Origin of the sequence: Methanocella sp. MCL-LM (assembly GCF_049676595.1) — an archaeon.
Taxonomy (GTDB): Archaea; Halobacteriota; Methanocellia; order Methanocellales; family Methanocellaceae; genus Methanocella_A.
On sequence record NZ_CP187259.1, the window covers coordinates 1,812,374 to 1,825,369 of the forward strand.

The following is a 12,996-nucleotide window of genomic DNA, read 5'->3' on the forward strand; positions in this document are numbered from 1 at the left end:
ATAGAGACAACTGTTTACGAGTATCCGGGGAATAGTAAGGCTGGCACAGCGCAGCGTACGATGAGCCAGTAACTGCATGGCTGCTCTAAAGCGCGTCCCCGCTCCCAACGTGAATATCCGTTATATCAATAGCCTTCCAACTCTTATCAGCATGAGAATCTTCGACACGGCGAGAGTACGCATTACCCGGCTGGATGACTCTGTAGGCATATCTCTCCCAGCCGAGTACGAAGAGCTTGACGGCTTCCCGGCGATGCTTGAGTCCGCCGTTGAGGATGGCCGGCTGGTTTTCATGGTCCGGCCCGATGTAGAGCCCGCTGTAAAGGAGACTGTAACCGAGCTATGGCGTGATCTACGGTTGCTCTTTTCCGGGGTGGCCGACATCGGGGAAATGCCGTGGGACGACGTGGTCATCGAGTGGGAAGCCCACGAGGCAGCCGAAGGCCCGGTCCCGATATCTGCCGCCGAAGTGCTCGATCACCGGAGGCTATATCACACTAAACCTCTCGCCTGGGATAAGGAAGACATTCGGAAAAGCATTCACGATACAATGTCGAAACTGTGTGAGCTGGCCGCCCGGAAGCTTGGATTTAAGAGCAGACTATTTGCCATGGCCTTCGGGGATGCGGTGGCCAACAAATTTTCTTTGATCAGCTGTACTTATGGTACGCTGGATGTAGTCTGCGAGATTTTTTCAGAAGAGTTCTCCCGTGTGGATGACGACCGGTTCTGGCCTCTGACTTCTACGCTGGCTAGAGAAGCTGTGGCGGCAGGATACCGGAAAATCCGGCAGCTCGAGGATGACCCGCGGGAGTTCGAGAAGGAGCGGGCCAGAGTGCAGCAGAAATGGGGTTTCCCTCTTCAGAACCCGTAAACCATCCTTACAGCTCTATATCCCGGAGGATCTTATCTCTGATTACCTCTTCAGCCGCTCCTATGATCGACAGCCCGGTCGCATCCAGCGGCATATCCTCGATATTTTGGCCGTGCAGTAGCAAAAAGTTCCCGCCGGCTTCCCGCAGGATACGCCCGGCAGCCATCACATCGTAGCCGCTGACCTTGTTTCTGGTGTCGATCACGGCATCGAAGGAGCCCCGGGCAACCATGCAGATGTCCAGCGCTATGCTGCCCATGGTCCTGACAATGCAGTCTTTCTCCTGCAGCGTTATGAGCCCTCCAGGTATCGTGCCAGACCCGTACACGTATATCGAATAGATGGGCTTATAACCCGTCCGCCCGGCCTTAATCGGCCTGCCGTTCAGAAACGCACCTTTGCCCTTTGCCGCATAGAATGTGCCCATGTGCGGGCTGGAAACCGCCGCGGCATCGATGTCTGCAAAGGTGGCTCCATCTGGTTTGCGGGAGAGCGCCAGCGTCGTGCAGTAATAAGAAATGCCCGAGATGAAGTTGTTGGAGCCGTCAACCGGATCGCACAGCAGGGTCAGCTCTGGCACAGTACCGGCTGGCACGATGCGCTCGCCGATCTCCTCGGAAACGATTCTGGCTTTGAGGCCTTCTCTAAAAACCGCCTGGTCGAGCGCTTCCTCCGCCGCCAGGTCTATCCTCCGGGTCACGTCTCCGGGCCGGTGCTTGATAATATCTGCATAATCTTCGTGCCCCGTGGCATAATCTGCAGTGGCATCTCGGACCTGCTCAGCCATCCGGCGGACCAGGGCTAAGTCATCCATGACTGCCTCCTAACTTTTTGAGTATCGCCTCGGATGCCTGCTTGCCGGATTCTTCCGGCAACTTCTTCGACGTGTCCACGATCACGAGGGGCTCGAGGGGTTCCTCGTAGGGGACGTTAAGTCCGGGCACTGTCTGGCTCTTGCCGGTCTTTCCTTTCTCGTAGATGTTCCGGGGGGCATGGCTCGCCTTCCGATGGGCTTCCCGCTCCATGCTCAGGTCCATGGGGCACCGGACATACACCTCCGCGTAGTCTGGTATCAGGCGCCGGGCCACTTCACGGTACTGGCGCAGGTTTCCCGTGGCGTCGATCAGGACGTTAATGCCCTCGTCAGTCAGCAGCTTTGCCATATAGGCCAGCGCAGCATACGCCATCCGGCGCTCTTCCTCGGTGTACTTAGGCTCAGGGGTGATCACTTTCCTGATCTGGTCCAGCTCCAGGCGCCTTACCCGGATGCCTGCGGACGCGAGCTGTTTTTCAGTTTCCCTTGCCACAGTAGTCTTGCCGCTGCCCGGCAGCCCCGTGAACCAGACTGCCCAGGCCACCTTACCTCTCCTTCAGGTACTGGTTGACGTCCTTGTAGTCGAATTCTTCGGCGGCGATCACGTTGTCGATGAAGTTGAAGAGCTTGATGCGTACCTCCGGCGTCAGGCCCGGATACCACAGGGGGCTGGCCACTACCAGCGCCCTGAAAACGTAGAACGGCTGGATGAGTTTTAGCATCTCGAAGTCTCCCGTCTGGATCAGGTAGTTCTCCATGAACGTGTCGTAGAGCTGCTTGAACTCGCCTTCCAGCCGGCCGTATTTGCGCAGGCTGTAGAAAAGGTAGTTCAGGCTCAGGCACGAGACATCGTCTGCCGGCTCACCATACTCGCCCCGGCTGCGATCGAGCAGGGTGTAATCGACTCCGTTCCGGAACATGATGTTCCACGGGTGGTAGTCGCCGTGGACGACTGACAGGCGCTGGTATTTAGGCCTGAGCTTCCACCGCCACCGGACGCATTCTTTCTCCAGGCGCTCGAAGCGGTCCCTGCCGTAAAACTCAAAGTCGTCAGGGTAGCTGTCCACCAGGCCCATAATGCACTCGCCGGAGCCTACCAGCTCCCTGATTCTGCGGTCCCATAAAATCCGGTCGTCGTGCTTCTGCTGATGAACGTAGACGAGGTTGTCGGACAGCGCTTTTGCTCTGTCTACGTCTAACTGGCTGAAATATCCTGACTCCGCAATCCTGTCCAGGTCCCTGTAATACTCGATACCGCTGACCCTGTCCATCAAGATGAAGAACTCGTCAGCATCTCCTGCGCTCTTCAGCCCGCCATATTTCGTAAAAAAGCCGACGTCTAGAGATCGTACATGTCTGGGCAGCACGTTGAAGGCAGCGTTCTGCCAGAGCATGATCGCGGCCCTGTCCGCAAAATGGTCGTGGCCGAAGCCTTTCTGCACACGCATGGACGACAGGACGGCCGATCGCTGCTCGCCTTCGCAGACAAAATCGATGAGGTACGGCTTGCCGTAGCCGAATCCTTTCAGCTCGGTCTCCCCGGGCTCGGCGCCCAGGGGGATGATCCGTATGACTTCGACAGGTTTCCCGAACAGACCGTTCAGGTAGTCGCTCACTTTCTCGATCTGGCCGTCCATAATCTCTCCAGAAATACATTAGTGGTCATGAAAATGAATGTATGCCTTGGAACTCCTGTCTGCCAGTGCCTTTAATCGGCAGCGCATGCAGGAAAAAGAAATGTTGCCGGGGCTGTCCACCACTCCGGCGAGGAAGCGACAGCCCTGCTACATTTAAAAAGAAGCAATGTCCTGGAATCTCATGTACCTGTTGAAGACGTCATCGCGGTTGATACACTTCAGCTTGTCCAGGCTGAAAGCCTCGGCATTGTATGAAGCAATGGTGCTGCCGAAGATGACTGCCTTCCGCATGTTGCGAGCAGATATGTCGTCGGTCTTGGCCAGCCAGCCGATGAAGCCGCCCGCGAACGAGTCGCCTGCTCCTGTCGGATCGGTCAGCTTTTCCAGCGGGTAGGCCGGAGCGCTGAAGCACTGATCTTCGGTGAACATGAGCGCGCCATGCTCGCCCTTCTTGATGATGACCGCTTTCGGCCCCATCTCGAGGAACGCTTTACCTGCTTTGACCAGGCTGGGCGTGCCGAAGAACTGCCGGGCCTCGGCGTCGTTGGTCAGCATGACGTCGACCTTCTCGATCATCCTGGACAGCGCTTCTTTTTTGCTGTCGATCCAGAAGTTCATGGTGTCCATCATGACCAGCTTCGGCTTGTTGATCTGCTCGTAGACCCGCATCTGGATCTCCGGGTCGGTATTGGCCAGGAAGACGTACTTGCAGTCCCGGTATTCAGGGGGCAGCACGGGGTCGAACCTGGACAGCACGTTCAGCTGAGTATCCTGAGTGTGCGCCTGGTTCATGTCGTACTCGTAGTAGCCCTTCCACCTGAACGTATCCCCGTCCAGTGTTTCCAGGCCCGCCATGTCGACGCCCTTGGTTCTCAGGAAATCCACGTGCTTCTGCGGGAAGTCTTTACCCACTACGCCTACCAGGCCTACGCTGGCGAACAGGCTCGCGGCGACGGAGGCGTAGACGGCAGAGCCGCCCAGCGTCTCCTCGGCGAGGCCGAAAGGTGTGCGCACTGTGTCCAGCGCCACAGTGCCGACCATGATGACATCCACCATGTATTTTCACCCGTAGAGGCTTATGTGCCCATGTTCCAGGAGCTCAGGTACTTTTCCTGCTCCGCAGTGAGCTTCTCGAGCTTGATGCCCATGGACTCCAGCTTGAGCTTCGCGACGCGGTTGTCGATGTCTTCGGGCACTTTGTAGACTTCCTTCTTGAGCTTCTTGTAATTCTCGACGATGTATTTCACGGACAGCGCCTGGTTGGCGAAGCTCATGTCCATTACCTCGGGCGGGTGGCCGAAGGCACAGGCCAGGTTCACGAGGCGGCCTTCGCCCAGGACGTAGATCCTGCGGCCGTCCTTGAGCAGGTATTCTTCGACGTCGGTCTTGACAGTCGATACCTTCTTCGACATCTTCTTGAGCGCGGGCAGGTCCAGCTCGACGTTGAAGTGGCCGGAGTTGCAGACGATGGCCTGGTCCTTCATGGACTGGAAGTGCTCCTTGCGGATGACGTTGATGTCGCCGGTGACGGTGATGAACAGGTCGCCGAGCTTGGCAGCCTCGTTCATGTCCATTACCCAGAAGCCGTCCATGGCCGCTTCCAGTGCCTTGCGGGGCTGGATTTCCACGACGATGACGTTGGCTCCCATGCCCTTTGCCCTGGCTGCGACGCCTCTGCCGCACCAGCCGTAGCCGACGACGACTACGGTCTTGCCGGCGAGCAGGATGTTGGTGGCGTTCAGGATGCCGTGTAGGGTGCTCTGGCCGGTGCCGTAGCGGTTGTCGAACATCATCTTGGTCTCGGCGTCGTTGACCGCGACCACGGGGTACTTCAGCGCCTTGTCAGCAGCCATTGCCCGGAGCCTGATAACGCCGGTGGTGGTCTCTTCGCAGCCGCCGTAGATCTCCTTCAGGTATTCCTTGTGCTTGCTGTGCACAGTGGCGATCACATCTGCGCCGTCGTCCAGCGTCACGTTGGGCTTGATCTTGAGGGCTGCCTCGATGTGCTCGTAGTACGTCTTTTCATCTTCGCCGCGGATGGCGTATACCTTGACGCCCTTCTTCGCGAGCGCTGCGGCCACGTCGTCCTGGGTCGAGAGCGGGTTGGATGCGGTGAGCGCCACGTTGGCGCCGCCGGCCAGCAGGGTGTCGATGAGGTTGGCTGTCTCCACGGTCACGTGCAGGCAGGCGATGACGTTGACGCCCTTCAGCGGCTTCTTCTTCTCGAACTCGGCCTTGATCAGGTTCAGCACCGGCATGTGCCTGCGTGCCCACTCTATTCGGTCCATGCCTTGCTGTGCAAGGCTAATGTCTTTTACTGCATAATCTTTTGCCATTATATCACCATAAAGTAAAGTAATCAGTAATTTTTATTTACATAATGACTCAAAATGGTATATAGATTTTTCTTCATGTTACATGATTATACCATGTACTTAACATAATGCAAAAGAATTATATTGTTGCAGGATGATCTTTGTAGTGGAGATTTAACGCGAGGTCTGGATCACCGTGTATCAATGCTCCAGTATTTAACTTCGTGTAAAACTGCTATGAATGCCAATATCCCGGACGACATCGATAAGAAGATACTTTCCGCCCTGGCCAGGGACGGCCGCACCCCCCACGTAGAGATCGCCGCAGAGTGCGGGATAACCCGGCAGACGGTAGCCTCCCGCATCCGCCGGATGGAGAAAGACGGTATTATCAAAGGCTACCGGGCGGTGGTCGAGATGGAAAAAATCGGCCTTAGTTCCTTTTTTATCCTGTTCCTGAAGCTCGACGTGACCGACCAGGCGACGATCAAGAACTTCATCGATACGCTCAAGGATGATCCTCACGTCATCATGGACGTATCGGTGACCGGGGAATGGGATGCGATGCTGCTGCTCGCCTTCAAAGACGTGCGGGAGTACGAGTCTTACATCAGCCGGATCCGGCTGAATATGGGCCCGATGCTTAAAGACAGCAAGAGCCACGTAGTGCTTAACTTTTACAAGAGCCCTGAAGACTGGGTGCCGTTCGAAAAATAGTCATGGCGAGGATTGTACACAGGCCTCTTTCCCCTCCGTTTCCTTTGCAGAAGGAATAAGTATGACAAAGCGGCTGCCTTTAGTATAGTCACCGGGTACCCTGTTCTCCACCCACACCTGCCCCTCGAAGTCGTCGACGAGCGTTTTGACGATGTAGAGCCCCAGCCCTTTGCCGGAAACCCTGGCCTTTCCTCGCTGCCTTATGTCAAAAAGGCCCGGCTTCACTTCATCCGGAATCCCCGGCCCGTTATCCTCGATCGCTATGCTGCAATATTCTGTCCCGTCGATCTCCTCCGTTTTGAGCTTAATGCCTACCGTGATTGAGCCGGTGGAGTGCCGGATGGCATTGCCGACGATGTTGGTGAAAACGTCCTGGAGCATGTCGCTGGCACAGACCCGGCATTCGCCTGCCAGGTCCAGGGTGATCTGCACCTCCCTCCCCGGGGTTTCGGGCGTAGTATCCTTGATATTTCTCAGCATTTCGGCCAGGTTTATCTCGGCGGGCTTGTACGACCCGGCCCTCGCCTTTCTGAGCTTTCTCACGTTATCGATGAGCATGGAGCTGTTTTTCAGGTCCTCGATCGCCTGGTTGATGAGCTGCTCGTCTTCCTTACTCATGGGGCACACGTCTTGCAGCCTCTCCAGCGCCAGCTCCAGAAAACCCATCGCTGCCTGGTTCATGTTATTAATATCGTGCCCCATCAGGTCGAGGTACAGCTCTGCCTGAGTGTTGGCTATCAGCAGCTCCCTTTCCGACTCCTTTCTGGCGGTGATGTCCCTGGAGACGGCGATGATGTAAGTAGTGGTCTTAAACTTAACCCTGCGCAGGCTGATTTCATAGGTAACGTTCAGGTGGTCTTTCCGGGCCAGCTTAGTTTCCACGACCAGCGAGCTGATTTCACCTGAGAAGAGCTTTCTCAGCTCACTATCTCTATCGTGGATGAGATCGTTCAATGTCATCTGCCTCAGCTCGTCGATAGAGTAGCCCGTCTGGGCGGAGGCGGAATGGTTTACGTCCGCTATCCGCTTAGTGGGCAGGTCGATCAAAAAGATCGCATCGCTGATCTGGTCCAGTAACGTTTTGAACCTCTCCAGGTCTGCCAGCTTCTGCTGGAGCTCCGGATAATAGCTTTTCCTGTACGATCGCTCCCCCAGCCCAATGATCTTGTCCCGCAGCCTCTGTGATTCGTCCAACGGGTTATAGTGCTCTTTCATAGATCGTCTCCACGTCTTTCAGGCTCATCGGCCTTGGGTTGGTCACCATGCAGGCATCTTTTAAGGCCTGCCGGGCTAGCTCGGGTAAATGCTCCTGCCTCACTCCGAGCTGGCCCAGCGTTTCTTTCCTGCCGCAAGCCTCGATCAGACTTGCCACCGCCTCGAGAACTACTGTTTTTTTCCCGGTATGGTCCAGCCCCGCCAGGTTGAGGCCCATCGCTTCACCTATTCTCTCGTACCTCTGCGGAACGGTATCGTAGTTAAACTCCATCACATGCCTCAGGAGAAGAGAATTGCTTTCGCCGTGGGGCAGGTCTTCTACTCCGCCGAGGCTGTGGGCCATAGCGTGAGTCGCCCCCAGGCTGGCGTTGGAGAAGGCCAGTCCTGCTTCCAGGCTGCCCAGCATCATTTTTCCCCGGTACTCCTTGTTATCGGGGTTCCGGATCACTTCCGGTAAATTGGGCGTTATCAGGCTGACTGCGTTAAGGGCAAAGAGATCGGTAATCGGGGAGCTCGCGTTGGACACGTACGCTTCGATAGAGTGGGTCAACGCGTCCAGGCCGGTATTCGCCGTCAGATTTTTGGGCATGGTAACGGTCGTGTCGGGGTCGATCAGGGAAGTGTCCGGTACCAGCATCTTGCTTACCAGAGCCGCTTTTCTGTGTGTGGAGACCTCGGTGATGATCGCAAACTGCGAAACATCGGCAGACGAGCCCGCCGTTGTCGGAATGCAGATCAGAGGAGGCCCGGGCACCGGTATCTGGTCTACTCCCTCGAATTCCATGACATTCCTGCCATTGGTGCTCACGATGCCGATCCCTTTGGCACAGTCGATCGGGCTGCCACCCCCGACTGCAACGATCACGTCGCAGTCCTCTCTCTTATACAGGTCGACCCCCTGCATGACCTCTTCCGCCCTCGGGTTAGGCGTGACATTAGAAAAGACTGTGCACGACAGGTCTTCTTCTTCAAGAGACTCAATGACTTTCTCAGTCCATCCGGCGTCGATCACGTTTTTATCGCTGACCACGAATACCTTGTTCGCCCCAAAATTTTTTGCATACCGCCCGGCCAGGTGTAGCGCACCGCTTCCGAAAACAAATTCGGGCGACACAAATTTCCTCAGCTCGTAGCTATCAGGATGAGTCATAAGCTTATCACGTACGTATATCATATTATTAATATATAAATAAAAACAATGTTCCGTTTAATCCGGCGAACCGGTACCGAAAAATAAACTGGCTGTTACGGGCCGCTGGTAAGTAATCTCTCTCGTTTTCATCATCTATGCTTAGCTGTGCAAGCAGCCGATTGATCGGGTACCGGCGACGGTAACAAATATATTGTTCGGGGATAATGGTTTACAGGGTTATCCAGAGGTGACGGGTACGTATGTACCACAAGTTGAAGCATAGGGTATATCAGATACTTGAGGGTGGCGACGACAGCGGTCTGATCGGCAAATGTGTCAACGTGTTTATCATCGTGCTTATCCTGACTAATGTAGCCGCGATTATCCTTGAAACGGAAGCCGGTATTTACGATGTCTACGCAGGCTATTTCCAGGCTTTCGAAGTATTCTCTGTAGCTGTATTCTCCATCGAATACCTGCTCCGGGTGTGGGTCTGTACAGAGTATGCCGAATACTCCCGGCCAGTACTCGGAAGGCTGCGCTACATGACTTCGCTCATGGCCTTGATCGATCTGCTGGCGATTATTCCCTTCTACCTGCCCATGTTCATACCGGTAAACCTCAGGGTCCTCAGGCTTTTGCGGATCTTCCGGGTCTTCCGCCTGCTGAAGCTGGCCAGGTATACCGATGCAGTGGACACCATCATCCGGGTCATCAACGAGCGGAAAGCCGAGCTTTCCATCACGTTGTTCGTAGGCGCCATACTACTGATCATCTCCTCTACTCTGGTATACTATGCAGAGTTTGAAGCGCAGCCGGATAAGTTCTCCAGCATCATCGCCACCATGTGGTGGTCCATCATCACCCTGCTGACAGTCGGCTACGGCGATGTATACCCGATCACCCCGGTAGGCAGGTTCTTCGGAGCGTTAACTGCGGTATTCGGCATCGCCATGTTCGCTCTCCCGGCAGGGCTGATCAGCTCAGGCTTCATGGAGGAGCTGAACCGGCAAAAAGCGGCTAAAACTGTGGTAATATGCCCCCACTGCGGCAAGAACCTCACCCATCCTCCGGAAAAGGCAGGAGCGGAAGCGCCTGTCATTATCGTGAAACAGGCGGATGAAAGGTCGAAGCGGTAAAGCATCGATTCTATTGTAGCTGAGCCAGCCGGGGATCACCTGTACATTTTTTCACAGTGTCTTTAGCTCTGCCTGAAAACGCCCGGAGTTAAAATGCCGGTACCTAATAATTTCCCTGCGATTGTACGATATCCGGGCGGCTTCAAAAAGAACATATATCCCAACAGTTCTCATAAGGGATTATGTTGCATGTTCCCCGGTCGCCCAGAGCGTTCGTATCCAGCTTAGCCGGGGATGTCACAGGCTCCGTAAAGTACGCTCTGTCAGACCTGCGGCAGCTGCTAATCGGCGGACTTCTCGTCATTACTTCTGTGGCACTGATCGGTTTACCATTACTACTGGGCTACATCACGCTGTGTATCCGGGAGCAGCTCTCCGGCCAGAACCGGCTGCCCGCGTTCACCCGGCTAACTTCAACCTATCTCGAAGGCATGAAGATCAGTTTTCTGGGCATCGAGTACTTTCTGCTGACAGTCATCGCCTGCGACATTACCCTGCGTTCCCTGTCCGGCTTGTTTACCCACTCTCAAGCGATGGCGCTCAGGGGAGAGCTTACCCGGGAAGCTGCCATGGCCATGCACCCGGGCACGCCAGCCGCACTATTGCTAGCAATCTTCCTTCTGTTCTTCTGCACCGCATGGATAATGTACGCGGTAAACGGCCGGGTTTTTTCCGCCATGAACCCTCTCGCAGTCATGGGGTGGATCGTTCTCCGCCCGGCCCTGGTACTTCGCTCGGCGGTAATGGCCTGCATTACCTTAATATTGCTCGCCATCCCTGGCGTACTGATCTTTACCTTACCCTGGGCACTGTTTGCCTGCATGGCCGGGTTCGCCGCAGTAAATGCGAGATCATACGATCAATGGACGAAACGTGGTGACCCGGTAGTTGCCTTTATTACCCGGTCGACGACTCGCCTGTTCAACAGTCTCAAGCAATGTTCAGTGCCTTGCTCTTCTGGCAATAGCTCCCGTCCCGGCTTGCTACAAAATTTGGGCGATGCGGCACGCCTGACTCTCCAGTACCTGCTCGGCAGAGTAGAATGCTCAATAAAGTCGTTAAAATACTCCTTATCAGATATGGACCTGGTCTTCTGGGGCGGCATTTCGGTCATGCTATCTTATGCGCTGGTGGGCTTCCCGCTGCTCTTCGGCTACCTGAGCCGGTGCCTCCGTGAAGTTATGAAGGGAAATAGCAAGCTTCCGCCCTTTGACCGGAAGCGCGAAATGGCCTTCGACGGCCTGAAAGTGTCCCTCATCGGCCTGGAATACCTCGCGCTGACCGGGCTGCTGTTCTGGGTGACGTCGCCCTTGTTTAACCTGCCCGGCATCGGCGCCATGATCACCGATTTCTCCGGCACGGTAAACTGGCTTGCAGCTAACAACCTCGGCCTGGTGCTGCCCACGATCATTCACGGCTTCATCTTCGGCGTCTTCTTCAACAACGCCTGGCTTAGGTACGTGGTAACCGGCAAACTGCTGAGCTCCTTAAACCCCTTTGCAGTGCTCCGGTGGATTTTCACTTACCCGGAAATGATCTTCAACAACATGCTGACCACCGGGCTGGCAGGCTTAGTCCTGGCAGTGCCCGGCCTTTTCGTGGTCATGGTCCCCTGGCTGACCTTCGTGGGCTTCGCCACTAACGCGTATATCCGGGGAGAATCTTACGAGAATATGGTTACAACCGGCGGCATCCGTAAGACGGTACTATCCGGGGGATTGAGTAATGCCCTGGTGAGAAAATAAAAGGAAGCACTGGCCTGCGTATCTCTAATTTTAAACGTCTATGAAGTCGCCGGGCTCCAGAATGACTACTTCTGCGTCTGTCTGGTCTTCCACCATGCGCTGGAACTTGCCGACGTCTGCCTTGATCACGTCGAAAGTATTGTAATGCATGGGGAGGACTAACTGGGGTTTCAGCATCCTGACCGCCATCAGCGCCTGGTTGATGTCCATGGTAAACCGGCCGCCGATGGGTAACATGACCGCTTTGGGCTGGTACATTTCGTGGATCAGGGCCATGTCGCTGAACAGGCCTGTGTCGCCTGCATGGTAGGCCACGCTCGAGTCGCTGACCACCCAGCCGGCCGGGCTGCCCGCATCCCAGCCGAACCCCGCCTCATCGATGCCGTTTGAATGCTGGGCAGGCACCAGCGTGTACCGGGTATTCTCGATCTCGATGCTTCCGCCGATATTAGCTCCCAGGGCGTCGATACCTTTAGACTGCAAGTACTTGGCAATCTCGTTGACAGCTATTACCTTACAGCCCGTCTGCTGGGCCAGGGTAACCGTATCTCCGAGGTGATCCGAGTGCCCGTGGGTGACGGCGATCACGTCAGGCTTCAGATCCTCCAGCCCTACATCGCACATCACGTTCCCCAGGATGAACGGGTCTATCAGTGTCGTCAGGCTATCCTGCAGCTCGAAAGCCGAATGGCCGTGCCAGATTATCCTCATGAGTTCCAACCGCCGGTTTAGACTGTAATTTAAATATGACTGTGATAATATATAAAGGTAATAACCGGGCTATGCCACTGTAATCGTACCAACAAAACGATCGCTGCGCTGTGCAGCGATCGTCATCGTTCACCAGAGCTTATGCAAGGCTTACGCCGGCGCTTCCACCTTGAACTCGTAATCCGGCTCCGGCACCCTGTCGAACAGCGGGGTATTCGCCGCATACCTGACGAAGGTCGGGAGAGTGAACACGTCTCCCCGGCGCATCAGGCCGAGCATGTTGCCCGGCATGATCTCCGAAGCCTGGGGGCTGATTACGTATGCGCTGAAGTCCCTGATTTTGCCCATGCCTGACTCTTCGGCCAGCTTCAGGAAGTACTGCTGTCCGTAGGAGTCGAGGAGCTCGTCGTCTGCGGCAAAGTTCATCTCATGCAGAGCATACTGGGCGAAGTTGCGCAGGAATTCTGGGGAATACCCAACGTAGAAGCTCTCCGCCGCGTCGATGGTGGCCGGGTTGTTGACCGAGGCCAGCACGACGTTCTCCTGCCTTGGCGTGGCGGGCTGGAACAGCGGCCCGTCTCCCTCGCCTGAGATCACGCCTTCGATGACGCAGATTTCGTCCGCTTTGAAAGTGTTCAGGATGCCGCTGTGGACCTGGACAAAGGTCTCGCACAGCTTTTTGTAGCCTTCGCACATC

13 protein-coding genes are annotated in these 12,996 nt (G+C 55.6%); 4 read left to right on the plus strand and 9 right to left on the minus strand.

Annotated features, from left to right (window positions below; translation table 11 throughout):
- Positions 1–151 precede the first annotated feature (151 nt).
- A complete protein-coding gene (locus ACPLPM_RS09245; RefSeq protein ID WP_424356498.1) occupies positions 152–874 on the plus strand; it encodes a hypothetical protein in 723 nt (240 codons plus the stop codon).
- Positions 875–881: 7 nt separating this feature from the next.
- Here ACPLPM_RS09245 and ACPLPM_RS09250 read toward each other — a convergent pair whose 3' ends face one another.
- From ACPLPM_RS09250 to ahcY, 5 genes are all read right to left on the minus strand, one after another.
- A complete protein-coding gene (locus ACPLPM_RS09250) occupies positions 882–1,688 on the minus strand; it encodes an inositol monophosphatase family protein (RefSeq protein ID WP_424356499.1) in 807 nt (268 codons plus the stop codon).
- Entirely contained in the window at positions 1,681–2,232 is a 552-nt protein-coding gene (locus ACPLPM_RS09255) for an adenylyl-sulfate kinase (RefSeq protein ID WP_424356500.1), read from the minus strand. Before ACPLPM_RS09255 ends, ACPLPM_RS09250 begins: the two co-directional genes overlap by 8 nt.
- A gap of 1 nt (position 2,233) precedes the next feature.
- On the minus strand, positions 2,234–3,325 hold the full coding sequence (locus ACPLPM_RS09260; protein WP_424356501.1) for a phosphotransferase family protein: 1,092 nt from the start codon (positions 3,323–3,325) through the stop codon (positions 2,234–2,236).
- Between the two features lie 153 nt (positions 3,326–3,478).
- The gene (locus tag ACPLPM_RS09265) at positions 3,479–4,381 is read right to left on the minus strand and encodes a PfkB family carbohydrate kinase (protein ID WP_424356502.1); all 903 of its coding nucleotides are present in this window, start codon (positions 4,379–4,381) and stop codon (positions 3,479–3,481) included.
- Between the two features lie 20 nt (positions 4,382–4,401).
- Positions 4,402–5,661, minus strand: coding sequence for an adenosylhomocysteinase (ahcY, locus tag ACPLPM_RS09270; protein WP_424356503.1), 1,260 nt, complete (start codon positions 5,659–5,661; stop codon positions 4,402–4,404).
- A gap of 216 nt (positions 5,662–5,877) precedes the next feature.
- On the opposite strand from ahcY, the gene ACPLPM_RS09275 reads away from it, so the two are divergent.
- Positions 5,878–6,357 carry an Lrp/AsnC family transcriptional regulator gene (locus ACPLPM_RS09275; protein ID WP_424356504.1) on the plus strand — a complete coding sequence of 160 codons (480 nt, stop codon included), beginning with the start codon at positions 5,878–5,880 and terminating at the stop codon, positions 6,355–6,357.
- On the opposite strand, the gene ACPLPM_RS09280 is transcribed toward ACPLPM_RS09275, so the two are convergent.
- Positions 6,358–7,572, minus strand: coding sequence for an ATP-binding protein (locus ACPLPM_RS09280; protein WP_424356505.1), 1,215 nt, complete (start codon positions 7,570–7,572; stop codon positions 6,358–6,360).
- Complete coding sequence (gene ercA / locus ACPLPM_RS09285; protein WP_424356506.1) at positions 7,556–8,722, minus strand: alcohol dehydrogenase-like regulatory protein ErcA; 1,167 nt, start codon at positions 8,720–8,722, stop codon at positions 7,556–7,558. Before ercA ends, ACPLPM_RS09280 begins: the two co-directional genes overlap by 17 nt.
- A 242-nt stretch (positions 8,723–8,964) precedes the next feature.
- Here ercA and ACPLPM_RS09290 point away from each other — a divergent pair, with 242 nt between their 5' ends.
- The gene (locus ACPLPM_RS09290) at positions 8,965–9,843 is read left to right on the plus strand and encodes an ion transporter (protein WP_424356507.1); all 879 of its coding nucleotides are present in this window, start codon (positions 8,965–8,967) and stop codon (positions 9,841–9,843) included.
- 182 nt (positions 9,844–10,025) lie between these two features.
- Positions 10,026–11,588, plus strand: a complete 1,563-nt coding sequence (locus tag ACPLPM_RS09295) for a DUF4013 domain-containing protein (protein WP_424356508.1) — start codon at positions 10,026–10,028, stop codon at positions 11,586–11,588.
- 30 nt (positions 11,589–11,618) lie between these two features.
- On the opposite strand, the gene ACPLPM_RS09300 is transcribed toward ACPLPM_RS09295, so the two are convergent.
- Together ACPLPM_RS09300 and ACPLPM_RS09305 are read right to left on the minus strand one after the other, a co-directional pair.
- Complete coding sequence (locus tag ACPLPM_RS09300) at positions 11,619–12,299, minus strand: metal-dependent hydrolase (RefSeq protein ID WP_424356509.1); 681 nt, start codon at positions 12,297–12,299, stop codon at positions 11,619–11,621.
- A 150-nt stretch (positions 12,300–12,449) separates the two neighbouring features.
- Positions 12,450–12,995: a hypothetical protein gene (locus ACPLPM_RS09305; RefSeq protein ID WP_424360052.1), complete on the minus strand. Its 546-nt coding sequence runs from the start codon at positions 12,993–12,995 to the stop codon at positions 12,450–12,452.
- Between the last annotated feature and the right edge of the window lies 1 nt (position 12,996).